This window comes from Nocardiopsis dassonvillei subsp. dassonvillei DSM 43111, assembly GCF_000092985.1.
GTDB lineage: Bacteria > Actinomycetota > Actinomycetes > Streptosporangiales > Streptosporangiaceae > Nocardiopsis > Nocardiopsis dassonvillei.
In genome coordinates, this window is record NC_014210.1 from 5,734,004 (window position 1) to 5,760,252 (window position 26,249).

Annotated in this window: 19 protein-coding genes; 10 read left to right on the forward strand and 9 right to left on the reverse strand. The window is 72.3% G+C overall.

The window, feature by feature from the left end; all coding sequences use genetic code 11:
* The first annotated feature begins 347 nt into the window (after nucleotides 1-347).
* Entirely contained in the window at nucleotides 348-1,697 is a 1,350-nt protein-coding gene (locus NDAS_RS23895) for an MATE family efflux transporter (protein WP_013155829.1), read from the forward strand.
* A 67-nt stretch (nucleotides 1,698-1,764) separates the two neighbouring features.
* Here the strand turns inward: NDAS_RS23895 and NDAS_RS23900 are convergent, their stop codons facing one another.
* The 6 genes from NDAS_RS23900 to NDAS_RS23925 all read right to left on the reverse strand — a co-directional run bounded on the left by NDAS_RS23900 (nucleotide 1,765) and on the right by NDAS_RS23925 (nucleotide 7,850).
* Entirely contained in the window at nucleotides 1,765-2,598 is an 834-nt protein-coding gene (locus tag NDAS_RS23900; protein WP_013155830.1) for a peptidoglycan recognition protein family protein, read from the reverse strand.
* 257 nt (nucleotides 2,599-2,855) lie between these two features.
* A complete protein-coding gene (gene rplI / locus NDAS_RS23905) occupies nucleotides 2,856-3,302 on the reverse strand; it encodes a 50S ribosomal protein L9 (protein WP_013155831.1) in 447 nt (148 codons plus the stop codon).
* A 27-nt stretch (nucleotides 3,303-3,329) separates the two neighbouring features.
* The gene (rpsR, locus tag NDAS_RS23910; RefSeq protein ID WP_013155832.1) at nucleotides 3,330-3,566 is read right to left on the reverse strand and encodes a 30S ribosomal protein S18; all 237 of its coding nucleotides are present in this window, start codon (nucleotides 3,564-3,566) and stop codon (nucleotides 3,330-3,332) included.
* A 99-nt stretch (nucleotides 3,567-3,665) separates the two neighbouring features.
* Nucleotides 3,666-4,253, reverse strand: coding sequence for a single-stranded DNA-binding protein (locus NDAS_RS23915; RefSeq protein ID WP_013155833.1), 588 nt, complete (start codon nucleotides 4,251-4,253; stop codon nucleotides 3,666-3,668).
* 128 nt (nucleotides 4,254-4,381) lie between these two features.
* Entirely contained in the window at nucleotides 4,382-4,672 is a 291-nt protein-coding gene (gene rpsF / locus NDAS_RS23920; RefSeq protein ID WP_013155834.1) for a 30S ribosomal protein S6, read from the reverse strand.
* A gap of 241 nt (nucleotides 4,673-4,913) precedes the next feature.
* Nucleotides 4,914-7,850, reverse strand: coding sequence for a transglycosylase domain-containing protein (locus NDAS_RS23925; RefSeq protein WP_013155835.1), 2,937 nt, complete (start codon nucleotides 7,848-7,850; stop codon nucleotides 4,914-4,916).
* A 956-nt stretch (nucleotides 7,851-8,806) separates the two neighbouring features.
* On the opposite strand from NDAS_RS23925, the gene NDAS_RS23930 reads away from it, so the two are divergent.
* From NDAS_RS23930 to NDAS_RS23940, 3 genes are all read left to right on the forward strand, one after another.
* Nucleotides 8,807-9,898, forward strand: a complete 1,092-nt coding sequence (locus NDAS_RS23930) for an inositol-3-phosphate synthase (protein ID WP_013155836.1) — start codon at nucleotides 8,807-8,809, stop codon at nucleotides 9,896-9,898.
* Nucleotides 9,899-9,986: 88 nt separating this feature from the next.
* Nucleotides 9,987-11,282, forward strand: coding sequence for an MFS transporter (locus tag NDAS_RS23935; protein ID WP_013155837.1), 1,296 nt, complete (start codon nucleotides 9,987-9,989; stop codon nucleotides 11,280-11,282).
* Between the two features lie 95 nt (nucleotides 11,283-11,377).
* Complete coding sequence (locus NDAS_RS23940; protein WP_013155838.1) at nucleotides 11,378-12,103, forward strand: class I SAM-dependent methyltransferase; 726 nt, start codon at nucleotides 11,378-11,380, stop codon at nucleotides 12,101-12,103.
* A 3-nt stretch (nucleotides 12,104-12,106) separates the two neighbouring features.
* On the opposite strand, the gene NDAS_RS23945 is transcribed toward NDAS_RS23940, so the two are convergent.
* Nucleotides 12,107-13,606 (reverse strand): CCA tRNA nucleotidyltransferase, encoded by a 1,500-nt coding sequence (locus tag NDAS_RS23945; protein ID WP_013155839.1) that lies wholly within the window; start codon nucleotides 13,604-13,606, stop codon nucleotides 12,107-12,109.
* 346 nt (nucleotides 13,607-13,952) lie between these two features.
* Between NDAS_RS23945 and NDAS_RS23950 the strand changes: the two genes are divergently transcribed.
* The 6 genes from NDAS_RS23950 (at nucleotide 13,953) to NDAS_RS23975 (ending at nucleotide 23,984) form a co-directional block, all read left to right on the forward strand.
* Nucleotides 13,953-16,565, forward strand: a complete 2,613-nt coding sequence (locus NDAS_RS23950; RefSeq protein WP_013155840.1) for a DUF6049 family protein — start codon at nucleotides 13,953-13,955, stop codon at nucleotides 16,563-16,565.
* Between the two features lie 177 nt (nucleotides 16,566-16,742).
* Nucleotides 16,743-18,569, forward strand: coding sequence for a murein biosynthesis integral membrane protein MurJ (gene murJ / locus NDAS_RS23955; RefSeq protein ID WP_041552988.1), 1,827 nt, complete (start codon nucleotides 16,743-16,745; stop codon nucleotides 18,567-18,569).
* 159 nt (nucleotides 18,570-18,728) lie between these two features.
* Nucleotides 18,729-20,513, forward strand: a complete 1,785-nt coding sequence (gene murJ / locus NDAS_RS23960) for a murein biosynthesis integral membrane protein MurJ (RefSeq protein ID WP_041553282.1) — start codon at nucleotides 18,729-18,731, stop codon at nucleotides 20,511-20,513.
* Between the two features lie 279 nt (nucleotides 20,514-20,792).
* Complete coding sequence (locus NDAS_RS23965) at nucleotides 20,793-22,433, forward strand: protein kinase family protein (RefSeq protein WP_013155844.1); 1,641 nt, start codon at nucleotides 20,793-20,795, stop codon at nucleotides 22,431-22,433.
* Nucleotides 22,434-22,455: 22 nt separating this feature from the next.
* Nucleotides 22,456-23,082 carry an RNA polymerase sigma factor SigM gene (gene sigM, locus NDAS_RS23970; protein WP_013155845.1) on the forward strand — a complete coding sequence of 209 codons (627 nt, stop codon included), beginning with the start codon at nucleotides 22,456-22,458 and terminating at the stop codon, nucleotides 23,080-23,082.
* Nucleotides 23,079-23,984: a hypothetical protein gene (locus NDAS_RS23975; RefSeq protein ID WP_013155846.1), complete on the forward strand. Its 906-nt coding sequence runs from the start codon at nucleotides 23,079-23,081 to the stop codon at nucleotides 23,982-23,984. The genes sigM and NDAS_RS23975 overlap by 4 nt, the downstream gene beginning before the upstream one ends.
* A 94-nt stretch (nucleotides 23,985-24,078) precedes the next feature.
* Here the strand turns inward: NDAS_RS23975 and NDAS_RS23980 are convergent, their stop codons facing one another.
* Entirely contained in the window at nucleotides 24,079-24,783 is a 705-nt protein-coding gene (locus NDAS_RS23980) for a response regulator (protein ID WP_013155847.1), read from the reverse strand.
* The gene (locus NDAS_RS23985; protein WP_013155848.1) at nucleotides 24,780-25,928 is read right to left on the reverse strand and encodes a sensor histidine kinase; all 1,149 of its coding nucleotides are present in this window, start codon (nucleotides 25,926-25,928) and stop codon (nucleotides 24,780-24,782) included. Before NDAS_RS23985 ends, NDAS_RS23980 begins: the two co-directional genes overlap by 4 nt.
* Nucleotides 25,929-26,249 lie beyond the last annotated feature (321 nt).

Here is a 26,249-nt window from a genome sequence, read left to right on the forward strand (position 1 = left end):
GAACGCTCCCCCGGGACGGTACTTCCGTCGACCCGGGAACGGGCCGACCCTTCCAGGATGCCCCATGGCGGACGCCGGAGGCGCCTCGACCGGAGGTTGTGGACACGTCCCCTACCACCATGTCCGGTGCCCCGCAGGGCATCCCGAACCGGGGTTGTGCACATCACCTGTGGATAACTTTGCCGCGACCGCTGCATATAGCCTTTGACCTGCCAAAACGCAGGATGCAGTCAGGGGGTGCAAGATGCCTCACAGGGCGTGTTTCCACAAGTTATCCACAGGCTTCAGCCGGGGTGTGGATAACTCCACACCCGCGTAGAACGCGTGTCCGATACTGTGTGCTGGTCATGCCACAACTGCTTTCGGCCGCCCCTTTCCGGCACCGCCACGACCGCGAGATCCTCGCCCTGGCGGTCCCGACGTTCTTCGCGCTCATCAGCGAGCCGCTGTTCCTGCTCACCGACTCCGCGATCGTCGGCACGCTGGGCACCGAGGCGCTCGGCGGCCTGGGCGTGGCCGGGCAGGTGCTGCTCACGCTCGTGGCCGTCTGCGTCTTCCTCGCCTACGGCACCACCGCGGCGGTCTCGCGCAGGTTCGGCGCGGGCGACGTCCCCGGGGGCGTGCGGGACGGCGTGGACGGGCTGTGGCTCGCGGTCCTGCTGGGTCTCGCCGCCGTCGCGATCGGCTGGCCGCTCGGCCCGGTGATGGTGGAGGCGCTGGGCGCCTCGCCGGACGTGGCGCCCCACGCCCTGACCTATCTGCGCATCAGCCTGCTCAGTACGCCGTTCCTGCTCATCGTCATGGCGGGCACCGGTGTGCTGCGCGGCCTCCAGGACGCCCGGACCCCGCTGGTGGTGGCGGTCTGCTCCTACGTCGCCAACGCGGTGCTGTGCTCGGTGTTCGTGCTGGTCCTGGACTGGGGCATCGCGGGTTCGGCCTGGTCGACGGTGCTCGCCCAGGGCGGGGGCGCGTTCTGGTACGTGATGACGATCGCGCGCGCGGCCCGGCGCGAGGGCGTGTCGCTCATGCCCACGACGGCGGGCCTGCGCGCCTCGGCCTCGGCGGGGTTCGCCCTGTTCCTGCGCAGCGTGTCGATGCGCGTGGTGGCCCTGGTGACCACGGCGGTGGCGGCCCGGCTGGGCGACGCGTCGATCGCCGCGCACCAGGTGAGCCACAACATCTGGGCGCTGCTGGTGTTCGCCATGGACGCGATCGCCATCGCCGGGCAGTCCATCGTGGGCCGCTACCTGGGCGCGGGGGACGTCCAGGGCACCCGGGACGCCACGCGGCGCATGGTGGAGTGGGGCGTGGGACTGGGCCTGGTCTTCATGGCGGTGGTGTTCCTGGCGCTGCCGTGGGCGTGGATCCCGTTCACCTCCGACCCCGAGGTGCGGGTCCTGATCACGGCCTCGCTGGTGGTGGTCGCGCTGTTGCAGCCGCTGAGCGGGGTGACCATGGTGCTGGACGGCGTGCTGATGGGCGCCGGGGACCAGCGCTACCTGGCGTGGGCGTCCCTGTGGACGATGCTGGTCTTCCTGCCGTTCGCCCTGGTCCTGCCGCGGCTGGCGGACGGCCCCATGTGGGCGCTGGTGAGCCTGTGGATCGCCTTCGGGGTGTGGATCCTCGCCCGCGCGGTCACCCTCGGGTTCCGGGCCCGGAGTACGGCCTGGCTGGTCACCGGCGCGTACCGGCCCTGATCAGGGGCCCGCCACGGCGCGGCCGTGGCGGGCCCGGTTCCCGCGTCCCTCCGGTGGACCGGCGGGGTCACGTGAACGTGTCGCGCTCACCGACGGCGGGTCCGTGACTGTAGGGCCTCACCTGTTCGTCCCGCGGCACGTCGGGGTAGGTCGGCAGCTGGTCGGGCTCCGGCGCCGCGACCGCCGCCGCGCCCGGGTGGGCGAGCTGTTCCCGCATCCTGCTCCTGACGGTGGAGCGGAGCTGGGGAAGCGCCGCGTAGAGCTTGTCGCCGGGACAGCCCGTCGCGTTGAAGTCGCGGTGGCCGACGATGGCCTCGTCGGGGTCCAGCCGGTAGGCCAGGCACAGCCAGGCGCAGGTGTCGGCCAACGACTCCAACAGGAGCGCGGGCGGGGTCGCCGAGGTGTAGGTGCCCTCGTTCTCGATCCCGATCGCGTGCTCGTTGTGGTTGGCGGTGTGCGCGCCGAGCACGTGGTGTCCCGCGCTGACGGCCTGCAGGCTCTGGTCGCGCCCCTCCATGATGTGGCCGCCGCGGCTGATGGTGAACTGCTGCCCCATGTCGCTCCACCCGTTGGTGTCCATGTGGTACCGCTGGATGGAGCGCGACAGCGACGCGGCGTGCGAGGTCGAGGTGTCGGACGCGTTCGCCGTGGCGGTGTGGTGCACGACGATGTGCGTGGCCCCGCGGCGCACGACCTCGATCTTGTTCTTCGGAGCGCGCGCCCCCCAGTCGGCGCGCGTGTACACCTTGGGTCGCGTGGCCGCGGAGGCCCGGTCCACGGCGGGGATCCCGGCGATCCCGCCGAGGAGCACTCCCCCGGCGGCGAGGGCGGTCCCCCGCAGAACGGTCCTGCGGTCCACCCATGTGTGTCGGCCCGGCTCGTCTCTTCTTTCCACGGTCATGGCTCTGCGTCCTCTCCGTGCTGGGTGGTGCAACGTACGACACCAACACAGAGAACACGATAGATTACAAAGAGTAATCAAAGGGTTGTCTGTCGGCCAGGCGTGTCAGGAGAACCGAGCGAGAACACGGACCGCCTCCGGGGGGTCGGGCCGCGGGGGAAGCACCGGGGGTGCGACGCAGATCTCGGGAGAGCCCGGAGAAACAGCGGGGCCCCGCCTCCCGGAAGGGAGACGGGGCCCGACGTGCACGGCGTCGGTCAGGAACCGACGACGTCCAGCTTGATCGTCGCGGAGACCTCGGGGTGCAGGCGGACCTGGACCTTGTGGCTTCCGACGGCCTTGATCGGGTTCTTGATCTCGATCCGGCGCTTGTCCAGTTCGGGACCACCGGTCGCCTTGACGGCGTCGGCGATGTCCGCGGGCGTGACCGAACCGAACAGGCGGCCACCCTCGCCGGCGCGCTGCTTGAGGCGCACGGTGAGCGCGTTGACGCGGCCAGCGACCTGCTGGGCCTCGTCGAGCGTGCGGATGTCACGCGCGGAGCGCGCGCGCTGGATCAGGTCGATCTGCTTCTGACCGCCGCGCGTCCACCGGATGGCGAACCCGCGGGGCAGCAGGTAGTTGCGACCGTAGCCGTTCTTCACCTCGACGACATCGCCGGGGGCTCCGAGACCGTTGACCTCGTGGGTCAAAATCAGCTTCACGACAAAAACCTCCCTCGGATATCGCCGTTAGCGGGCGGTGCTGGTGTAGGGCAGCAGGGCCACCTCGCGCGCGTTCTTGATCGCGGTCGCGACGTCGCGCTGGTGCTGGGTGCAGTTACCCGTGACGCGGCGGGCGCGGATCTTGCCGCGCTCGGAGATGAACTTGCGGAGAAGCGTGGTGTCCTTGTAGTCGATGTAGGACTGCTTCTCCTGGCAGAAGAGGCAAACCTTCTTCTTGGGCTTGCGCGCTGCCGGCTTAGCCATCGTGGTGCTCCTTCGCAAGAGCCCCGGGGTCCTCCCGGGGATGGTCTGGTGTGGAAAGGGTCTGGCGCCTCGGGGCGCCGGACGGGGTACTCGCCGCGGTTAGAACGGGGGCTCGTCGGAGAAGCCCCCGCCTCCGCCGCCGAAGCCGCCGCCACCGCCGCCGTTGGTCGCCCACGGGTCGTCGGCCGGGGGACCGCTGCGGCCTCCGCCGCCCTGCGACCCGCCGAAGCCGCCGCCCTGGTTCCCGTAGCCGCCGCCCTGGGGCTGGCCGCCACCGAAACCACCGCCGCCGCCACCGCCGAAGCCGCCTCCGCCGCCCTGGCGCTGCGACTTGGTCACCTTGGCGGTGGCGCTGCGCAGGGCCGGGCCGACCTCGTCGACGTCGATCTCGAAGACGGTCCGCTTCTCACCCTCGCGGGTCTCGTACGAGCGCTGCTTCAGCCGGCCCTGCACGATGACGCGCATGCCGCGCTGAAGGCTCTCGGCCACGTTCTCCGCGTACTGCCGCCAGACGGTGCAGGTGAGGAACATGGACTCGCCGTCCTTCCACTCCCCCGACGCGCGGTCGAAGGTGCGGGGCGTCGAGGCCACACGGAAGTTGGCGACCGCGGCTCCACTGGGAGTGAAGCGCAGTTCAGGGTCGTCGACCAGGTTGCCGACGAGCGTGATCTGGGTTTCGCCTGCCATGGATGGGCTCCGGTTCGAGGTAGTCGGATCAGGCGGTTTCGCCTGCTCCCCCGATCATCCGCGCGACCACCGACATAACAGCCGGGGCCGGGGGTGGATCGGGGCGGGGGACGGCGGCGGTGCGCCGCCTAGTGGACCTCGGGGCGGAGCACCTTGGTGCGGAGCACGGCCTCGGCGATACCGAGCTGGCGGTCCAGCTCCTTGACCGTGGCGGGCTCGGCGGTGAGGTCGATCACCGCGTAGATGCCCTCGGCGTTCTTGTCGATGTCGTAGGCGAGACGGCGCTTGCCCCAGATGTCGACCTTCTCCACCGAGCCGCCGTCGTTGCGGACGACACCCAGGAAGTTCTCCAGCGACGGGGCGACGGTGCGCTCGTCGAGGTTGGGGTCGAGGATGATCATGAGTTCGTAACGACGCATAGGCGTACGTTCCTCCTCTGGACTGTCGCGGCCATGGAATCTCCATAGCAGGAGGGCAGGAGTCCGGGACGGGTTCCGCGCCGCGGGGGCGGGCGTCGCGCGGACTCTGAGCCATACGGGACCCAAGATTACCAGCAGCCGCACACCTTCCGGTGCGGCCTGTGGACGGAGCCCGGGTACACGCGCGAAGGGGGCCGGTGCGCTCCGCGCGCACCGGCCCCCTCGCCCCTCCGGGACCGGGTCAGTCGTTCCGGCCGAGGATCACCAACCTTCCGGGCTCGCCGCCGGTGTTGGTCGTCCTCCCGAAGATCCCGCCGCCCTGCTCCCCGCCGTCCTGCTCGGGGTCGGAGGCCTCACCGCTGGGATCGGTGTCCTCGCAGGCGGGCTGGCCCCAGCCACCGCACTCCTCCTGGTCCCCCGAGCCGGGGCTCTCCGGGCAGTCCCGGCCCCACCCGGGCTCACAGGGCTCATCGGTCTGCTGGTCCTGGCACTCCGGGGAGTCCGGCATGGACGGGTCGCACTCCGCCGGGCTCTCGCTCGGGGACTCCTCGACCGAGGGCTCGTCGCTCGGCTCGTCGCTCTCCTCGGCGCTCGGGGAGGGCGTGGGCACGAAGCTCTGCTCCGTACCGACGTAGGCGGGCGGCGGGAACTGCGCCGGTTCGACGCCCTCCATGGCGGTCGTCATGAACTCGCGCCACACGTTGGCCGAGGTGGTGCCACCGAAGATCTCCCCCGCGGTCTGGCCGTCGAACTCCAGGGCCTGGTTGGCGTCCGCGCGGCTCAGGCCCACCGCGGCGACGAGCTGCGGCGTGTATCCCACGAACCACGCGGAGACCGCGTCGCTGGAGGTACCGGTCTTGCCCGCGACGGGGCGCCCGTCGGGCAGCGCCGCCTGGTCGCCACCGCCGCCGGGCTCGACGACCTGGGTCATGGCGTAGGTGACGTCGGCCGCGACGCCCGCGGTGACCACCTGCTCACCGTTCTCCAGCAGGTCGGCGTCGTCGGGCGGGATGACCTGGCCGTCGGAGGTGCGCAGCTCGGTGACCATGTGCGCCGGACGGTGCACGCCCCCGGCGGCGAAGGTGGAGTAGCCCTCGGCCTGGTCCAGCGCGCTCACCTGGTGGGTGCCCAGCGCGATGAGCGGGCCCTGGGCGGAGGTCGTGGTCTGCTCCTCGGCCACACCGGCCTGGACCGCGAGCTCGTCCACCGCGGCCGGGGTCATCTGCACCGCCAGCTCCACGAACGGGGTGTTGATCGACTGGGCGGTGGACTGGATCAGGTTGACCGGACCCCAGCTCCTGCCGCTCGCGTTGATGACCTCGCTCTGCAGCCCCGGGAACTCCTGGGGGGAGTCGCCGTCGAACGTGCTGTTGAGGCTGATGCCGTTCTCCAGCGCGGTGGCGAGCACGTAGGGCTTGTAGGACGAGCCCGCCTGCGTCCGGTGGGTCAGCGAGTTGTTGACGTCCTCGACCACGTTGTCGCCCCCGTGGAAGGCGACGATCTGCCCCGTGGCGGGGTCGACCGCGGTCAGGCCCATCATCGTGTCCTCGGGGGTGTTCGGCAGGACGTCGAAGGAGCTGCGCGCGGCGTCCATGAGCACGGGGTCCAGCGAGGTCTGCACGACGAAGCCCTGGGTGGCGATGTCCTGGGCGGTGATCCCGGAGTAGCGCTCCTCGATCTCCTGGACGACCGCCTGGCGGACGTAGTCGAACTTGGGGTCGTACTCCTGCTCCTCCTCGCCCTCCTCGGTGCCGTACGGGACGAGCTCGGGGATCTCCAGGGCCTCGGCCTCGGCCCTGGGCAGGCCGAGGTCGGGGTCCTCCTCGTGCATGAGCGCCAGCTGGTTCTGCACGTAGGGCCAGCGCTCCTCGTTGAGGTAGGTCCTGGTCCAGTCGCCCATCTCGCCCTGGAAGTTGCTGGGCATCTGGATGATGATGCCCAGGAAGGCGCCCTCGGCGTCGGTCAGCTCGTCCAGGTCCTTGCCGAAGTAGGACTGGGCGGCCATCTGGATGCCCATGGCGTTGCGGCCGAAGTAGATGGTGTTGAGGTAGGTGGAGAGGATCTCCTCCTTCTCCATCTGCTGGTTGAGCTTGATGGAGATGAAGATCTCGCGGATCTTGCGGATGTACTGGTTCTCGATCTCCAGGTCGCTGTAGTAGTTCCGCGCCATCTGCTGGGTGATGGTGGAACCGCCGCCCGCCTCGCCGCCGGAGAGGAGGGCGCGCCCGATCCCGGAGATGCTGATGCCGGGGTCGGTGTAGAAGGTGCGCTGCTCGGCGGCGAGCACACCGTTGATGACCGTCTGCGGGATGTCCTCGCTCTGGACCTCGACCCGCCTGACCTCGCCCGTGGTGACCGCGACCTCGGGCTCGGCGTCGCCCTCCGGAGCCCACATGATCTGGGTGGCGGACAGGTTGGCGTCCGACTTGGCCTCGAGCTCGTTCACGTTGGGGGCCATGGCGTACAGGATCGCGAAGGCGGCCACGCCGCCGATGATCATCAGGCCGAAGACGGCCAGGGCGGGTTTCCACGCCTTGGACAGGAAGCGCTTGAACCAGGGGCGGTCGTCCGGCTCCTCGTCGCGGGAGCGGCGCCGGCCGCCTCCCCGGCCTCCTCTGCCGCCGCCGGCGGCGGCGCGGGAGCCGCGGCCCGGGGCTCGCCGCCCCTCGGAGCGGGCGGCGTTCTCACGGTCACGGCCGCGGTCGCGGGGGTCGCGGGGGTCGCGGTCCCGGGGGTCGCGCGGTCCGGAACCGGCCGCCCTGCGGCGGCCGCGGGGGTCCTCGTCCGGGCGGCGGCGCTGTCCCTCGGAACGGTGGCCGGAGCGCTCGCCGTCCTGGGGCCGCCGGGGGCGCTCGCCCTCGGGGCGGCGGCGGGGGCGGTCACCGTCGGCGGGGGCGCGGCGCTGTCCCTCCGGGCGGCGGGGGCGGTCGCCCTCGGAGCGGCGGCGGCCCTCGGAACGGGCATCCTGCTCCGGGGGGCGTCGGCGGCGCGGGCGCTCGGGCCCGGTGTCGTCCCCCCAGAAGCCGTCACCGGCGTCCGGGCGGCGGCGGCCTCCGGAGGGTTCGTCCCGGGGCGGGCCGTCGGCCCGGCGTCGTCCGCCGCCGCCGCGCGAGCCGTCGGCCGGGCCGTCGGCCCGGCGACGGCCGCCATCGGCGTTCCGTCGTCGTTCGGTACTCACGTGGTCCTCGATTGCCTCTCACGGCCGGTCGGCCTGACGATTCCTTGGTGGAAACGGGGGGACGGTCCCCCTGGGGGATCGGTGATCCGCGACCTGCTTCTCGCGACGACTGCGTGGACCGGACCGGCGTGGCCGTGTCCAACGCTGTGCCTGTCGTTCAAGGCTTGATAAAGGACGCCCGAAGGCGCGCGGGGGTTTTCACACAGGTCGCGAAGACGTAAGCCGCTTCTTCCTCCTGGTCGTTGGCCTGCGGGAGCGACAGCCCTCGGTGCTCGGTGCCTACGGAAACGCCGCCGCGGCAGGGGCTGGGTCCGGGGGCTCTACCGGCTACGCACGCAAATCACAGGTCACGTTAGAGCGATCGAACGGTATAGCACAACCCACGCGCGAGGTTATCGCGCGTCTTGGGACACCTGGCCATGTTTCGCCGGGAACCGCCCGTCGTGCCAGTTCAGAGCGGGCAAACCGAACGCCGGCGAGTCGGCCGGGCGTCGACCCGCCCGAGAAGTGTTCGGTGTCGGCGCTGGTAGGGATGGGTGTGTGAGATTTTCCCCGCAGGACTCCGGAGGTTCACGGACGGCGGTCGTAGCCCGGACGCACGCGCGCGGACACGTGTCACAGGTCTGGCATGCGGGCCCGCGGCTGGGCGGAGATAGAGTCAGAACTGAACAAAACAGCCAGACATGCATGTTCCCCCCGCGGTTCCCGGTCGCGGGACGCGAACCGTGCCCTGGCCGTCCGCAGAGGACGGCACGGAGGGCACGGGGACCGCGCGCGCCGGACACCGACCACCGAGGGCGGTGCGGGGCGGCGGGTGGGAACAGAAACGCCGTGTGCGCTGCTGACCACATACGGGAAACGAACGCGTGGCGACGGGACCCGGAACCGCCGTCGGCGCGGTCCCGTCGTCGTGCGCCGTGGAATCCATGTTCGCGAACAAGAAGGAGCAAGGACCAATGGGTTCGGTACGTGTAGCCGTCGTGGGCGTCGGCAACTGTGCGGCGTCGCTCGTCCAGGGCGTGCACTACTACAAGGACGCCAACCCCGAGTCCCGGGTACCAGGCCTGATGCACGTGCAGTTCGGCCCGTACCACGTGCGCGACATCGAGTTCGTCGCAGCCTTCGACGTGGACGCCAAGAAGGTCGGCCACGACCTCGCCGACGCCATCACGGCCAGCGAGAACAACACCGTCAAGATCTGCGACGTGCCGCCGACCGGTGTCACCGTCATGCGCGGACCGACCTACGACGGGCTCGGCAAGTACTACCGCGAGGTCATCCAGGAGTCCCCCGAGGACGCGGTGGACGTGGTCGCGGCGCTCAAGGCCAGCAAGGCCGACGTGCTCGTGTCCTACCTCCCGGTGGGCTCGGAGGAGGCGGGCAAGTTCTACGCCCAGTGCGCGATCGACGCGGGCGTGGCCTTCGTCAACGCCCTGCCGGTGTTCATCGCCTCCGACCCCGAGTGGGCCGAGAAGTTCACCAGAGCGGGTGTGCCGATCATCGGCGACGACATCAAGTCGCAGATCGGCGCGACCATCACCCACCGCGTGCTGTCCAAGCTGTTCGAGGACCGCGGCGTGATCGTGGACCGCACGTACCAGCTCAACTTCGGCGGCAACATGGACTTCAAGAACATGTTGGAGCGCGACCGCCTGGAGTCCAAGAAGATCTCCAAGACCCAGTCCGTCACCTCCCAGATCCCGCACGAGCTGAAGGCAGGCTCGGTGCACATCGGCCCGTCGGACCACGTGCCGTGGCTGGACGACCGCAAGTGGGCCTACATCCGCCTTGAGGGGCGCGCGTTCGGCGACGTGCCGCTGAACCTGGAGTACAAGCTGGAGGTCTGGGACTCCCCCAACTCCGCGGGCATCATCATCGACGCGGTCCGCGCCGCCAAGATCGCCAAGGACCGCGGCATGGGCGGCCCGATCCTGGCCCCGTCCTCCTACTTCATGAAGTCCCCGCCCGAGCAGTACAGCGACGCCGAGGCGCACGAGAAGGTCGAGCAGTTCATCGCCTCGGGCCAGCACGACGGCGCCGACGAGTAGAGCGCTCCTGAGGGCGGTCCCGGCGCACGGCCGGGCCCGCTCCTCCCCGGGGCCGCCCCGGCCCCGGGCACGGCCTACCCTTGGTGCCGTGTCCTTCTTCGGTGATCTGCGCGTGGTCCTGCGGGGGCCCCGGTTCCGCCGCCTGTTCGGCACCCGGCTGGTGGCGCAGTTCTCCGACGGGGTGTACCAGGCCGGGCTGGCGGGCTTCGTCTTCTTCACCCCCGAGCAGCACACCAGTGCGGGCGCCGTCGCCGCGGCCTTCGCGGTGCTGCTCCTTCCGTTCTCGGTGGTGGCGCCGTTCGCCGGGGTCCTGATCGACAGGTGGCCCCGGCGCCAGATCCTGCTGCTGTCCTCCCTGGCCAAGGCGGCGCTCGCGGTGGCGAGCGCGTTCCTGGTGGCACGGGGCGAGAGCCCCGCCTTCCTCCTCACCGCGCTCCTGGTGCTGAGCGTCAACCGCTTCTTCCTGTCCGGGCTGTCCGCCGGACTGCCCTACGTGGTGGCCCGGGACAAGCTGATGATGGCCAACGCGGTCACGCCCACCAGCGGTACCGCGGCGAGCTTCCTGGGCGCGGGGGCGGGCGCCGCGATCGGGCTGCTCGGCGGCGAGGACGCCCTGGGCACCGGGCTCATCCTGTCCATGGCCGCGCTCGGCTTCGCCGGGGCGGCGCTGGTCTCCCTCACCCTGGGCCACGACGAGCTGGGACCGCACCTGGAGCGGGAACCGGACGAGGTCGCGGCGGCCGTGCGCAACGTGGTGCGGGGCATGGTCTCGGGGGTGCGCCACCTCTGGGCGCGCCCGGAGGCCCGCGACGCGCTGCTCACGATCGGCGGCCACCGGGTGCTGTTCGGGATCTCCACGCTGCTGACGCTGCTGCTGTACAACAACACCTTCACCGGCGGCGGTGTGGCCGGACTGGCCGGTTTCTCGGTGGCGATGGGCCTGTCGGGGGCGGGGTTCCTGGTGGGCGCGGTGGCCACGCCGTGGGCGACCGCCCGGATGGCCCCGGGGGCGTGGATCGTGCTGCAGCTGGCGGCGGCGTCGGCGGTCCTGGTGGTGTTCGGACTGCCCTTCTCACCCGTGCTCTTCCCCGTGGCCGCGTTCGCGCTGGGCTTCGTCTCCCAGGGGGTCAAGGTCACCGTCGACACGTTGGTTCAGCGACATGTCGACGACGCGTTCCGGGGGCGGGTGTTCTCGGTGTACGACGTGCTGTTCAACGCCACGTTCGTCCTGGGCGCGGCGCTGGCCGCCGCGCTGGTCCCGCCGTCCGGGGTGAACCCCGCGGTGGTCGTCGCGATGGCCGCGGCCTACCTGGTGATGGGCGCCGCCTGGGTCGTGCGCGGGCGCCGCGCCAGCGCCGCCGAGGCGGAGCGCGAGGTCGCGTAGCGCCCTGTCGACCTGGCGACACATCGACACGTCACCATGTCGTCACGTGTTGTAGTGTCCACGGGGAGACTTGTCGACAGCGGGGATGGTCCTCCATGAACACCGGTGACGCACTGTGCGACGCCTCCAGCGCCTTCGGGCCGCGGGGGGTGGTCAAGCGCGTCGGGGCGGTGACCCGGCAGCTGCCCGTCCGCGGCGACCGCCTGCTCGACGTGGGCTGCGGCGACGGCACCTACACGGTCGAACTGGCCGGGGGCTACGTGCGCGTGGACGCGATCGACCTCGAACCCGAGCGGCTCAACGCGTTCGCCGGGCGCATCGCGGGCACCGGGCTGGAGGACCGGATCGGCATCCACAAGATGTCCGCCGACGCGCTGGCCTTCGACGCCAACACCTTCGACCGCGTGACCGCGTTCGAGGTGGTCGAGCACGTCGATGACCTGGAGGGCGCCCTGCGCGAGGTCCGCCGGGTCCTCAAGCCGGGCGGCGCGTTCTCCCTGACCACGCCCAACCGCTGGTTTCCCTTCGAGACCCACGGCGTGCTGTGGGGCGGCCGGCGCCGCTCGGCGCTGACCGCGCCCTTCCTGCCCTGGGTCGGACCCCTGCACGCGCGCATGTCGGACGCGCGCGCGTTCACCACCCAGCAGATGGGCCGACTGCTGCGGGGAGCAGGGCTGCGCGTGCGCGCCATCGACTACCTGATGCCGCCGTTCGACCGCCGCACCACGGCGTTGCAGACCCTGTCCGACACCCTGGAGGACACCCCGCTGCGCGTGTTCGGCATGGCCATGGCGGTCACGGCGGTCAAGCCGGGCCGCTGACCCTCACAGGTGCTCGGCCGCCCAGGCGCGCAGCTCCTCGGTCGCGGCCTCCCTGCCCATCGGGCCGTTCTCCAGGCGCAGCTCCAGCAGGAAGCGGTACGCGCGGCCGACCACGGGACCCGGCTTGACCCCCAGGATCTCCTGGATCTCGTTGCCGTCCAGGTCCGGGCGGATGCGGTCCAGCTCCTCCTGCTCGGCGAGCAGCTCGATGCGCCGCTCGATGTCGTCGTAGGAGCGCGCCAGCGCCGCCGCCTTGCGGCGGTTGCGGGTGGTGCAGTCGGCACGGGTGAGGATGTGCAGCCGCTCCAGCTGCAAACCGGCGTCGCGGGCGTACCGGCGGACCGCGGAGTCGGTCCACTCGCCCCTGCCGTAGCCGTGGAACCTCAGGTGCAGTTCGACCAGGGTGCTGACGTCGGACACCACGTCCTTGGGGAAGCGCAGCGCGGTGAGCCTCTTGCGGCTCATCGAGGCGCCCACCACCTCGTGGTGGTGGAAGGTCACCCGCCCCCCGGACTCGAAGGCGCGCGTCTTGGGCTTGCCGACGTCGTGCAGCAGCGCGGCCAGGCGCAGCACCAGGTCGGGCTCGTGGCCCCGCTTCTCCTCCAGCTCGATCGCCTGGTCCAGGACGGTGAGCGAGTGCTCGTAGACGTCCTTGTGCCGGTGGTGCTCGTCGATCTCCAGGCGCAGCTTGGGGATCTCCGGGAGCACGTACCGGGCGATGCCCAGGTCCACCATGAGCTCGATGCCGCGGTGCGGGTCGGGGCTGAGCATGAGCTTGGTCAGCTCGTCGCGGACGCGCTCGGCGGAGACGATGGAGAGCCGGTCGGCCATGTCCCGGGCGGCCTCGGCCACCTCGGGAGCCAGGGTGAAGCCGAGCTGGGCGGCGAAGCGGACCGCGCGCATGATGCGCAGCGGGTCGTCGCTGAAGGAGTCCTCGGGCCTGCCGGGGGTGCGCAGCACCTTGGCCCGCAGGTCGGCCAGGCCGCCGAACGGGTCGACGAACTCCAGGCCGGGCAGGCGCACCGCCATGGCGTTGACGGTGAAGTCGCGGCGCAGCAGGTCGTCGTGGATGTCGGTGCCGTAGGCCACCTCGGGCTTGCGGGACTTGGGCGAGTAGGACTCGCTGCGGTAGGTGGTGACCTCCAGCTGGAGGCCCTTCTTGCGCAGGCCCACGGTGCCGAAGTCGATGCCGACGGTCCACACGGAGTCGGCCCAGCCGTCCACGAGCTCCAGGATGCGCTGGGGCACCGCGTCCGTGGTCAGGTCCACGTCGTTGGCCGGCCTGCCCAGGAGGGCGTCGCGCACCGGTCCGCCGACGAGGGCGAGCTGCTGGCCGTGCGCGGCGAAGCGCTCGCCGAGTTCCTCCGAGACGGTCGGGAAGGAGTCCGCCAACGCCGTGACCGCGGCGCGCTGCGCACCGGTCAGCGCGCCCGCACCGGTCGCGTCCCCGGCGTCCGGCTGCTGGGCGGCGTCGTTCTCCCGCGAAAACTCTGTGTTCGGCACACCACGAGACTAGGCGGCGCCCGAAGCAAACCGCGAATCGTCCCCGCCCCCGGTACCGGGCCGTACACGGATCGGCGGTCCGCCGCCGTTCGGCGGGGAACCCGGTTTCCCCACACACGCCGCGCGACGGCCGCGACCCGACTCCACGCACGGGGAAGGCGGTATCTTCGAGGGAAGTGGTAGGACGCCCCGGTTGCCCCGCGTCCACCCGACCCGCGTACGCCGTGTGCGCCGTGCGGGTACTTCCGACCGTCCCCCCGCACCGCGTCACCGGCGGGACGGCCACCTGGACCCGAGTCAGGAAACCGGTCAAGCGTTGCGTCGATTTGTCTCCGCGACGGTGGTCATGGCCTTCACCACCGCGCTGCTTCCGATACCGGCCACGTCCGCGAACGCGGAGCAGACGGCCGATCCGCTCGTCGTCGAGCGCGTCACACCGGACGCGGCCGACGAGGACAGCACCCTGCGGGTCGTCGGCGAGGTGACCAACACCACCTCCGAGGACCTGAGCGACGTCAGCGTGCGGCTCAGCTACTCGCGGCACCCCTTCAGCGACCGCGGCGAGCTGGACGAGTTCGCCTCGGGAGAGGGCTGGCAGCCCGACGCGCCGGGGCCCGACGAGGAGGTCGCCGCGGAACTGGCCCCCGAGGCCAGCGCCGAGTACTCCCTGAGCGTGCCGGTCGAGGACCTCGACCTGGACTCCTACGGCGTCTACCCGCTGGTCGTCGAGGCCGTGGACGGGGGCGGCCGGGTCATCGGCTCCCAGTACACCTTCCTCCCCTACACGGGCGGGGACGACGTCCCCTCCGTGGACATCGCCTGGGTGTGGCCGCTGATGGCGTCGCCCCAGCGCGCGGACGAGGACACCTTCCTCGACGACGACCTGCACTCGTCGGTCGCCGCCGACGGCCGCCTGGGCCGCCTGCTGGCCGCGGGGGCGCAGGCGCCGGTGTCCTTCGAGGCCGGGGAGGAGGACCTGGTCGAGCTGCTGGGCCTGAACGAGGAGTCCGAGGAGCCCTCGGAGGGCACGGCCACCGCGGAGGAGACCGCGGAGGCCCTCCCCACGGAGGAGGCCACCGGCGAGGGCGCGGAGAACGCGGAGGACGAGGACGAGTCCGCCGAGGAGGCCACCGAGCGCACCGGGGGGGTCCCGGTCACCTGGGCCGTGGACCCCGGCACGCTCGACGACATCCTGCGCATGGCCTCCTCCGGGCACGCGGTCGTGGAGGACCCCCTCGCGGTGCCCGCCGAGTCCGAGCCGGTGCGGCACGAGGTCGAGGCCAGCGAGGCGGCCCAGGTGTGGCTGCGCGAGGCCCGCCGCGTGCTGGCCGCCGACCACGTCGTGGCCACCCCCTACGCCCGGGCCGACCTGGCCGCCCTGCTGCGGAACGACATGGGCTCCGACGCCGAGGCGGCCCTGAGGGTCGGCCAGGAGGCGGTCCTGCGCGCGCTGGAGACGGAGGCCGACGAGACCTTCGCCCTGCCCCCCGGCGGCCTGATGGACCGGAGCGTCCACCAGCTGCTCGCCTCGCACGGCGCGACCCGCTTCCTGCTCGACGAGAGGGCCCTGCCCGCCGTGTCCTGGCTGTCCACGACCCCCACCGCGCAGGCCCCGCTCCCCGCGCCGGAGGAGGAGGCGTCCGAGGAGCCGTTCGCCCTGGTCGCCGACCAGGGCATCACCGACGTGCTGTCCATGCCCACCGGGAAGCCGGGCCAGTCCGAGCTCGCGCTCCAGCGCTTCGCCGCCGAGACGGCGATGATCGCGGGCGAGAACGCCGGGGGCGGCCGGGTGGTCGTCGCCTCACCGGAGCCGGACTGGAACCCCGACGCCGAGTTCGCCCGGGGCGTGCTGGCCGCCTCCGAGGACCTGCCGTGGCTGTCCCCCCGGAGCCTGGACGAGGTCGAGCTGCCCGACGCCGGTGAGCGCGAGCGGACCCGCCGGTCCCTGACCTACCCCGACAGCGCCTACGGGGAGGAGCTCAGCTCCACCTACCTGGAGCTGATCGAGGACGTGAGCCGGGACGTGCGCCTGTTCAACAGCGTCCTGGTCGGCGACAGCGACCCGCTCCGCCCGGCGCTGCTGCGCCTGGAGTCGGTGTACTGGCGGGAGGAGGAGGCCATGGCGGGCGCCACCCGCTCCCTGGTCGCCCAGGACGTGCAGGACCGCATGAACGACGTGCGGGTCATCCCCGGCGAGCCGGTCACCCTGGCCAGCCGGACCGGCACCACCGGTGTCCTGGTCGCCAACGACCTGGAGGACGAGACCGTCTTCGTGAACCTGTCGGTCTTCTCCGAGAACTCCGACCGCCTGAGCGTGGGCGAGTACAACCACTCCTTCGAGCTGGAGCCGGGCACCAGGACCACGGTGTACATCCCGCTGTCGGCCCGGGTCAACGGCCGCACGGTCCTCAACGTGGGGCTGCAGAACTCCGAGGGCGAGCCGATCAGCAGCCAGGACGTCGAGATCCCGGTGAACGCCACCGGTCTGGGCACCCAGGCGCTGGCCATCAGCGGTATCGGCCTGCTGATCCTCGTCGCGGCCCTGGCCCCGCGCGCGCTGCGCAAGTGGGCCCGCAGCAAGGCCGCCGCGGCCGCCTCCGAAACCTCCGGGACCGCCGAGGCGCCCGAGGCCGCGGAGGCCTCCGGAACCGCCTCCGGGGCGGACCGGGACGGCGCGAACACCGAGGGCTCCGCGGGCGTCCCACACTCCGGGGCAACACCCTCCGAGGACCCGTCCGGGAGCACCTCCTCCGCGACGGACCGCGACACCGCCTCGGACACTGCCGGGGGCCCCTCCCCCGCGAAGGACGCCTCCCCCGCCGGGGAGGCCGCCCCGGACGGGGAGGCGGACGGAGCCGAGGACACCGAGCGGCCGGAGGACCACTCCGGCCACGAGAAAGCCGACTCCCCAGCCGCGGCGGGCGGCGCGGAGCGGGACCGCGACGGCACGGGCACGTGACCCAGCGGTTCCGGAGAGGGTGACATGGCTCCCTACCGACAGGACGCCATGTCGACACACCCGCACGTCTCCATGTCGGCGCACGCGGTCCGCACCCGCGTGGCCGACCCGCGGACGCCGGACCACGGCGCCGCGGCCGGACATTCCCCAGTCGGACGAAAGGAAGCCTGATCCACGGTGGTCACCGACTCTTCGAACGGCGGCGGGAAGCACCGCCGACGCCCCCAGCCGCAAGCCCCGGTCCCGAGCGCGGTCCGTCCCGAGAGCGGCCCCGCGCCCACCTTCGAGGAGGGTGATGTGCCGGGTCCCGTCACCGACACCGCCCCCGGGTCCGGAGGGGACTCCGGCGGCGGCTCCGACCGGGGCGGGGACACCGGGTCGGGCGGCGGCGGCATGATGCGCTCCAGCGCCATCATGGCCGTGGGCACCCTGGCCTCCCGGATCACCGGCTTCGCCCGCACCATCGTGCTCGGCGCCGCCATCGGCACCCACCTGCTCGGTGACGCCTACCACACGGCGCACACGATCCCCTTCATCCTCAACGACCTGCTCATCGGCGGGCTGATGGCCAGCGTCATCATCCCCTTCCTGGTCAAGCGGCGAAAGCGCGACGCGGACGGCGGCAAGGCCACCGAGGACCGGCTGTTCACCACCACGCTGCTGGCGCTGCTGCTGCTCACCGCGGTCGCGATCGCGGCCGCCGAGTTCCTCATCTGGCTCTACGGCTCCCGGTTCACGCCGATCCAGTTCGACGCCTCGGTCTACCTCGCGCGGTACCTGCTGGCGCAGATCTTCTTCGTGGGCATGAGCGGCCTGCTGAGCGCCATGCTCAACACCCGCAACCGGTTCGGCGCGGCCGTGTGGGCCCCGGTGCTGAACAACCTCGTCATCATGAGCGTGGCGGCCGTGTTCCTGTGGGTGGCCGGTCCGGGCCGCACCCCCGAGACCGTCACCGACGGCCAGCTGACCCTGCTGGGCGCGGGCACCGCGGCCGGTATGGCGCTCCAGGCCGTCGTGCTGTTCGCGGCCCTGTCCCGCACCGGCTACCGCTGGCGGCCCCGCCTGGACCTGCGCGGCTCCGGGCTCGGCGACGCCGTGCGCACCGCCGGGTGGATGATGCTCTACACCCTGCTCACCCAGGCCGGACTGTGGATCACCACCAACATCGCCAACGCCGCGAACGTGGCGAGCATCAGGGAGGGCCTGGACGTCGGCGCGGGCATCAGCGCCTACAACCTGGCGTACCAGCTCTTCCAGCTGCCGTACGCGATCATCGCGGTCTCCCTCATCACCGTGCTGCTGCCCCGGATGAGCGCCCACGCCGACGACCACGACTGGGACGCGGTCCGCGCGGACTTCTCCCGCACCCTGCGCGTCTCCGCGTTCGTGCTGGTTCCGACCGCCTTCGCGGTGGCGATGTTCGCCGAGCCGCTGTCCGTCCTGGCCTTCGCGCGCGGGTCCATCTCGGTGGACGACGCGGAGAGCATCGGCCAGATCCTCGCGGTCATGTCGCTGGGGCTGGTGCCCTTCACCGTGTTCCAGCTCATGCTGCGCGTGTTCTTCGCCATGGGCGACACCCGCACCCCCGCGATGCTCGGCCTCGCCAACCTGGCCGTGCACAGCGCCCTGGCGCTGACGTCCTACCTGGTGCTTCCGCCGAACCTGGTGGTCGTGGGCGTGGCCGCGGGCTTCATGATCTCGTTCCTGTCCGGGCTGACCATCGCCGGAATCGTGCTGAGCCGGCGCATCGGGGGGCTTGACGGCAAGCACGTCATTGGCACATTGTTGCGCCTGCACCTGGCCGCCGTCCCGAGCATCGCGGCCGGCCTCGGTGTGCTCTGGGCCTTCGACACCTACGTCGGCCCCGGCCTGGCCACCTACATCGGCGCCCCGGCCGCCGGATGCGTCCTGGGCGCGCTGCTCTTCCTGGGATGCGCGCGGCTGCTGCGCGTCCCGGAGCTGACCGGTGCCGTGGAACTGATCCGCGCCCGGCTGCGTCGTTGATGCCGTGACCCCCCTCCCCCGGCTCTGCCCCGCCGAGGCCCCGAAGCCGCCCGAACGAGAGTGAAGGACAGCACGACGGTGTCCAGCGAGCTGCCGCAGCGGACGTCCCCCGGGGACGCCGAGCCGCCCGACGGGAACAGAACCCGTCGGCGGCCCGCCATGGTGATGCCGGAGGACGTGCTCGACACCTACGAGCGCGAGGAGCCGGGCACCGAGCCCGAGACCGGACTGCACACGCTCCGGGACCCGAGCGACATCGGCGACGTGGGCACCGCCGACCGCCTGGAGGACGGCGACGAGATCGGCGGTACCTCCCACACGGCGCCGGGCAACCTCGCCCGGTCGAGCGCGATCATGGCGCTGGGCACCATCGTCTCCCGTGTCACGGGCTTCGTGCGCACCATCATCCTGGCGGCGGCGATCGGCACCCAGCTGCTGGGCGACGCCTACCAGACGGCGGGCATGGTCCCGTACATGGTCTACGACCTGCTCATCGGCGGGTTGCTGGCCAGCGTGTTCGTGCCGTTCCTGGTCAAGCGGCGCAAGCTGGACGCCGACGGGGGCGACGGCGTCGAGCAGCGCCTGGTCACCCTGATGCTGCTGGTGCTGTTCGCCCTCACGCTGGTGTCGGTGCTGGTCGCGGAGTGGTTCATCCGCATCTACGCGGGCGGGTTCTCCGGGGCCCAGTACGAGGTCTCCGTCGTCCTGGCCCGGTACCTGGTCACGCAGATCTTCTTCATCGGCGCCAGCGGGCTGGCCAGCGCGATGCTCAACGCGCGCAACAGGTTCGGCGCGCCCATGTGGGCGCCGGTGCTGAACAACGTGGTCATCATCGGCGTCTGCGTGTGGTTCCTGAACCTGGCCGGTCCCGGGCGCACCCCCGAGACCGTCACCGACGGCCAGCTGATGCTGCTGGGGCTGGGCACCGCCCTGGGGCAGGTGGTCCAGGCCGCCGTCCTGGTGTGGGCGCTGGCCGCGGCGGGCTTCCGATGGCGCCCGCGCCTGGACCTGCGGGGCTCGGGCCTGGGCGAGGCGGCCGGAGCCGCCTCGTGGATGATGCTCTACATCGTCGTCGCGCAGGTGGGGGCGCTGGTCTCCACCAACGTGGCCACCCGCGCGGGCGCCCTGGCCGCCGACGCGGGCTTCGAGTCCGGCGCGGGCATCGCGGCGTACAAGTTCGCGTCGATGCTCTTCCAGCTCCCGTACGCGGTCATCGCCGTCTCGGTGATCACCGCGCTGCTGCCCAGGATGAGCGAGCACGTGGCCGCGGGCCGCAAGGACCAGGTGCGCAGCGACTTCTCACGCGGTTTCCGCCTGTCCTCGGTGCTGATCGCGCCGCTCTCGGTCGCGATGATCGTCTTCGCGATCCCGTTCTGCGTGCTGATCTACGCGCAGGGCAGCACGAGTGCCGAGGACGCGGCCGCCATCGGGCGCATCCTCATGGTCTTCTGCGTGATGCTGATCCCGTTCACGCTCTTCCAGCTCCAGATGCGCGTGTTCTACGCTCTGGGCGACACCCGGACCCCGGCCCTGGTGTCGATCCCCTCCGAGATCGCCCACGCGACCACGGCGATCGGCCTGCTGTTCCTCGTGGAACCGCAGCACGTCGTGGTGTGGCTTCCCGTACCGTACGGCCTGTACTACGTCGTCGGTTCCGTCATCATGTGGTACATGCTGCACCGGCGGCTCAACGGCCTGGACGGGCGCCGGACCGCGGCCACGCTGCTCCGGCTGCACCTGGCCGCCGCCCCGTCCGCGGCCTTCGGGGTGGCGATGATCTACCTCTTCCGGGACCTGCCGGGCGAGGTCTGGCCGGGTCTGGCGGCGATGGCGGCGGGAGGCGCCGTCGGAGCCGTGCTGTTCGTGGTGACCGCAAAGCTCCTCAAAGTGACAGAAGTCACATCCTTCCTCGATTTGCTCAAAACCCGGTTGCGACGCCGCTGATCACCAGGAATAGCTGAGATTGAGCGGACCCGCTCCGTTACGCACCGGAAGGTGGCCGAGTATCCGTTGTCCTCCGAAGATGCTGTTCACGCGTCCTAGCATGGACAGGCATCGCTTTACCGCTACCGCATTGTTCAACCGAACTGCCCGAAGGGAGGCTGGGGACAGCAGGCAGGGCCGACGGACCCCTCGCGCGCACCCCGTACCGCTCCGGTCCGCAGACGGCCAGGGAGCGCGGACGCACGCGAAACCACGGCACTGGCACCCGTCACTCCCATCATGAGCACCTTCCTCATCGAACCCGGTGCGAAGCTGGCCAACCGCTACCGCCTAGACCAAGTGGTGAGCGAGACCGGCGGCGCCACACGCTGGAAGGCCACCGACGAGACGCTCGCGCGTCCCGTGGCGGTGTGGACCTTCGCCGAGGGCTTCCCGCGCACCTCCGAGGTCGTGCGCGCCGCCCGGGCCACGAGCCGCATTCCCGACGCCCGCGTCACGCAGGTCTTCGACGCCGACGACTCCTCCCCCGTCCCCTACGTGGTCGAGGAGTGGGTCATCGGCTCCTCCCTGGCCGACCTCCTCGCGCAGGGCCCCATGGAGCCCGAGCGCGCCGCCGGGCTGGTCGCCGAGGCCGCCGAGGCGATCGCCGCCGCGCACGCCGGAGGCCTTCACCACCTGTGCCTGACCCCGAGCAAGCTCATGTGGAGCAGCGGCGGCGCGGTCAAGGTGACCGGCATCGGTGTGGACGCCGCCCTGCTGGGCGCCGGCAACCCCGACCCCGCGGCCACCGACGCCCAGGGGCTGGGAAACCTGCTCTACGCGGCGCTCACCGGGCACTGGCCCGGCGGCCCGCAGAGCGGCCTGCCCGCCGCACCCGAGGGTCCCGCGGGCCCCTACCCTCCCCACCACATCCGCCAGGGCGTCACCGAACCCCTGGGCACCATCACCACGCGCGCCGCCCTGCCGCAGCTCGCGGGGCAGCTGGTGCCCGGACCGCCCATCGCCTCGCCGGCCGACTTCTGCGCGGCCATGGCCGAGGTGCCCCGGCTCATCCCCCTGCCCGTCACCCAGGCCGAGTCGGCCCCGCCCGTGCCCGGGACCTCCCGGCGCACCGGCGAGTTCGACAGCACCGGCCCGCGCCGCGGCCCTCGCGGTACCCGTGGCGGGGCCGCGGGCGCACGGGACGACCAGGAGGCGCGCCACGGTTCCGTCGGACGGACGGGATCCTCCTCGCGGGGCGGCGGCTCCGTCCGGGGCGGCTCCGAGGTGCGTGAGCGGCAGGGCCCCTCCCGGATGGAGCAGCGGACCGCGCGCACGCAGCCCTCGCTCCGCAAGATCCTGATCGGCGTGGCGGCCCTGGTGCTGTTCGCCGGTGTGGTCGTCGGCGCCTGGACGGTCGGGACGATGTTCAGCGCGGGCGGAGGCGAGGAGGCCCCGCCCGAGGGCGGCGGCGGCCAGGCCGCGGACGGCGGCGGGGAGGTGGAGCTGAGCCCGCTGGAGATCCAGGGGTCACGCGGCCTCAACCCGCACGGCAACACCGACGAGCACTCGGACAAGGCGGGCCGCGCCCACGACGGGGACACCGCCACCGAGTGGAACACCCAGGGCTACAGGGACCCGCTCAGCGACATCAAGCCCGGCGTCGGACTCCAGCTCGACCTCGGCGCCGTCCACGAGGTCCACGAGGTGGACCTCAACCTCGGCGGCAGCGGCTACGAGTTCCAGATCCTGGCCGGCGAGAGCGACTCGGACAGCGAGACCGGTTACGAGGTCGTCGGATCGGGCACGGGCGGCTCCCAGGTCGTCACCCTCGACGAACCGGTCGAGGCCCGCTACGTCGTGGTCTGGTTCACCGAGCTGGCCGGGTCCGGCGAGTGGAGGGGCACGGTCTACGAGGCCGAGGTACGAGGGGTCGAGTAGCGGAGTACGTGATCGGGTACTGATGGACGCGGTCCAGGAGCTTCCTGACCGGGAGCTGTTGACGAGGCACGCTCAGGGCGACGACCAGGCCTTCGCGGTCCTGGTGCGTCGGCACCGCGAGCGCCTTTGGGCTGTCGCCGTGCGCATGATGGGCGACCGCGAGGAGGCCTCCGACGCCCTCCAGGACGCGTTCCTGTCCGCGTTCCGCGCCGCCGACCGCTTCCGCGGTGAGGCGCAGGTGAGCACGTGGCTGCACCGGATCGTGGTGAACGCCTGCCACGACCGGCTGCGCCGCCGCAAGGTGCGCCCGGCCACCCCGACCGAGGACGAGACCCTGGACGTCATGTCCAACGAGCGTCTCGGCCGCTCGGGAGGGGGGCCGGACCACGCCTCGCAGACCGAGACGCGCCTGGACGTCAACGCCGCGCTGGACCTGCTCCCGCTGGACCAGCGCATGGCGCTGACCCTCGTGGACATGCTCGGCTACCGGGTGGAGGAGGCCGCGCAGATCCTCGACGTGGCGTCGGGGACGGTCAAGAGCAGGTGTGCGCGAGGTCGCGCCAGACTTCTCCCGTCGCTGGCCCATCTGAGGAACCCTCGACAGGCCGGAGACGTCACAACTGGGAGAGGAGGTGCCAACCCATCGTGACGTCCCATCCAGACGTGGAGGCACTCGCCTTCTTCGCCGAGGAGCTCCTGGAGCCCGACGAGGAACGCACCGTCGCAGCCCACATAGACACCTGCGCGACCTGCGCGACGACCCTGGGAGAGCTCACCGGGGTGTCCGAGGCGCTGGCCGCCGCACCGGTTCCCGCCCTGCCCCGGGACGTGGCCGACCTCCTCGACCAGCGCGTCGCGGAGGCGGCGCGCGAGCGCGCGGCGGGCGCGGTCGGTACGGAGGACGCCGCGCCGCCGCAGACCGGGGGCGCCCCGGTACCCGGCGGCGCCACGGTGACCCCTCTCCCACGCCGGCCCCGGAGCGGGCGGAGCCTGAGCAGGGCCCGGCTGATGATGCTGGCCGCCGCCGCGGCGGTCGTCGTGGGGGGCGGCGGCGCGGCCCTGTTCAACGGCGTGCTCACCCCGGGCGGTCAGGGCGGGGAGACCGGTGTCGCGGCCCCGCTGGCGGAGAACGGCCAGGAGAACGCCCCGGACACGGCGCAGTCCTACACGCCTCAGGTGGTGCGGAGCGGGACCGTCTACACCGAGGCGGCCCTGGCCGAGCAGGCCGCCCGGACGCTCGACCTGTCCCCCGTGGGCGGGACCGGTGCCGCAGGCGGGGGCGAACCCGGAGGGGGCATGGAGACCGCCCCCCTGGCCGTCCAGGCGGCTCCCCCCGGCGTGCAGGAGTGCGTGGTGCTCCTCGGTGAGGAGTTCGGCGGGCACTTCACCCTGGTCGACGACGCCCGCTACGGCGACGGGGAGTCCCCCGCGTGGGTGCTGTTCTCCCCCCGGGGCGAGCGGTTCGAGGTGTACGTGGTCGACCCGGCCTGTGCCCAGGGCGGCGACCCCGGCCAGAACGTCCTCGCCCAGGAGACCGTCCGGGCACCCTGACCGCTCCGGGCCCGTGTCCGCCCGACGCCGTGTCCCTTTGACGCCGTGTCGACATGTCGCCGGGACGGGGCCGGAGCCGCCTGCGGGCGTACGCTCACCGGCCCGGGCGGACCAGGCCCGTCTCGTAGGCGACCACCACCAGGCCGACCCGGTCGCGGACTCCGAGCTTGGCCAGGAGGCGCCCCACGTGGGTGCGCGCGGTCGCCGGGCTCAGGTGGAGCGCGGCGCCGATCTCCTGGTTCGACATACCGCGTCCGACCAGCGCGAGCACGTCGCGCTCCCGGCCGGTGAGCACGTCCAGCCGGGAGGCGCTACCGGGGGCGACCGCGGTGTCGGCGAGGCGCTCGATCACCCTGCGGGTGACCCCCGGCGAGAGCAGGGCGTCCCCCGCCGCCACGGTGCGGACCGCGTCCCGCAACTGCCGCGGACCAGCGTCCTTGAGCAGGAAGCCGGAGGCGCCCAGCCGCAGCGCGGTGAACACGTTGTCGTCCTCGCCGAACGTGGTGAGCACGACCACCCGGACCCCGTGGTCCGTCGACGTGTCGACATGTGCGTTTGTGGACCTCCCGGGCGCGGGGCCGCCGCGGCGTCCCAGCTCGCGGAGCACCGCCAGGCCGTCCATCACGGGCATCTGGAGGTCGAGCAGGACCACGTCGGGGCGGTGGCGGTCGATGTCCACGAGCGCCTCGCGGCCGTTCTGGGACTCGGCCACCACCTCGATCCCCTCGTCGCGCTCCAGCAGCGCGCGCACCCCGGTGCGGACGAGGGGTTGGTCGTCCACGAGCAGGACCCGGATCACCGGTCGTCCCCGAGCGGCAGCAGCGCACGCACCCCGAACCCGCCGCCGGGCCGGGGCGCGGCCTCCACCGATCCGCCGACCAGGCGCACCCGTTCGCGCATCCCCGCCAGCCCGCTGCCCCCGGGGGACGCGACCGGCACGGCCGTCCCCTCGTCGGTCACCGTCACGTCGAGCATCCCGTCCCTCCTGGAGAAGGCCACCCGCGCCCGGGGGGCGCGCGCGTGGCGCAGCGTGTTCGTCAGCGCCTCCTGGACGATCCGGTAGGCGGTCGCGTCCACCATCCCGGGCACCTCGCCGGGAGCGGGAACCCCGGTCACCTCCACGTCCACCCCGGCCGCGCGCACCGTCGCCACGAGTTCGTCCAGGTGCGCGAGGGAGGAGACCCGGTCGCCGCCGGGGTCGGCCTCGCGCAGCGCGCGCACGGTGGCCCGCAGCTCGCTCAGACCCGCCCGCGAGGCCCTGGCCACGTGATCCAGCTCGGCTCGCGCGACGGGCACGTCCGCCGGGTCGTCGTCCAGGGCCTCCGCGGCCACCCCCGCGTGCAGGGACACCACGGAGAGGTGGTGCCCCACGGCGTCGTGCAGGTCGCGGGCGATACGGGTGCGTTCGAGCGCCTGGCGCTCGGCCGCCTCGGACTCGCGCGCCTGCCGGTCGAGGACCTCGATCCGCACGCGCTGGTGCTCGGCCCGGCGCCGCTGCCACTGCACGTGGCCCAGGGCCGTGGCCGCGCCCATGACGGCCACCGTGGTGGGCAGCTCGTACCCCAGGAGGTAGGCGGGGTCCTGCCCCTGCTGCAACCGGGTGAACGTGGAGACCAGGACCAGCGCGGCGGCCAGGCCCACCGACCACAGGGTGCGTCCCGCCTCCGCGGCCGAGTACAGCGCTGCGGCCACCGGGACGGCCAGGCCGATGACGGGCAGCTGGAGCACGTAGTTGGCGACGACCAGGACCGAGGTGGCGACCAGGACCGCGACCGGTCGGCGGCGCCGGACCAGCATGAGCGCGCCGAGGACCCCGGCCACCCCGTACCCGAGCGGCAGGTTCCCCGTGTCGCTGACGTCGGAGGCGACCGCGATCGCCACCACGGCGAAGACGGCGAACCCGAAGAGCGCGTCGACCACGACGCCCCGGCGGTCACTGGGCATGCGGCGATTCTACGGACCCGGCCCCGTGGCGGCACGGGACCGGTTGTCCTCGTCGCCGTCCTCCGGGTGGCCGCCGTCCTGGCCCTGAACGCCCCGTGGGGGCTCGCGGCGGGCGCGGTCGCCCTGGGGGTGCGGTCGGCCCTGGACGGCCGCCAGCGGCGCCCCTGAGGGTTCCCGACCGCCCTCGGGGACGCACGTTCTCCCGGGGCCGTCCCGCGCCTCCCGGCCGTTCCCCCGCTCCCGGTGTCCCCGCCCGCCGCGCGGGCGCCGGCCGGCCGCCGACGGGCTCTCCCGGGGAGGGGCCCGAAGGGTGCGCGGCAC

Coding starts and splice junctions, on each gene's coding strand:
- NDAS_RS23895 (WP_013155829.1), top strand. CDS start 348: ATGCCACAACTGCTTTCGGCCGCCCCTTTCCGGCACCGCCACGACCGC.
- NDAS_RS23900 (WP_013155830.1), bottom strand. CDS start 2,598: ATGACCGTGGAAAGAAGAGACGAGCCGGGCCGACACACATGGGTGGAC.
- rpsR (WP_013155832.1), bottom strand. CDS start 3,566: ATGGCTAAGCCGGCAGCGCGCAAGCCCAAGAAGAAGGTTTGCCTCTTC.
- NDAS_RS23915 (WP_013155833.1), bottom strand. CDS start 4,253: ATGGCAGGCGAAACCCAGATCACGCTCGTCGGCAACCTGGTCGACGAC.
- rpsF (WP_013155834.1), bottom strand. CDS start 4,672: ATGCGTCGTTACGAACTCATGATCATCCTCGACCCCAACCTCGACGAG.
- NDAS_RS23930 (WP_013155836.1), top strand. CDS start 8,807: ATGGGTTCGGTACGTGTAGCCGTCGTGGGCGTCGGCAACTGTGCGGCG.
- NDAS_RS23940 (WP_013155838.1), top strand. CDS start 11,378: ATGAACACCGGTGACGCACTGTGCGACGCCTCCAGCGCCTTCGGGCCG.
- NDAS_RS23950 (WP_013155840.1), top strand. CDS start 13,953: ATGGCCTTCACCACCGCGCTGCTTCCGATACCGGCCACGTCCGCGAAC.
- murJ (WP_041553282.1), top strand. CDS start 18,729: ATGGTGATGCCGGAGGACGTGCTCGACACCTACGAGCGCGAGGAGCCG.
- NDAS_RS23965 (WP_013155844.1), top strand. CDS start 20,793: ATGAGCACCTTCCTCATCGAACCCGGTGCGAAGCTGGCCAACCGCTAC.
- sigM (WP_013155845.1), top strand. CDS start 22,456: ATGGACGCGGTCCAGGAGCTTCCTGACCGGGAGCTGTTGACGAGGCAC.
- NDAS_RS23985 (WP_013155848.1), bottom strand. CDS start 25,928: ATGCCCAGTGACCGCCGGGGCGTCGTGGTCGACGCGCTCTTCGGGTTC.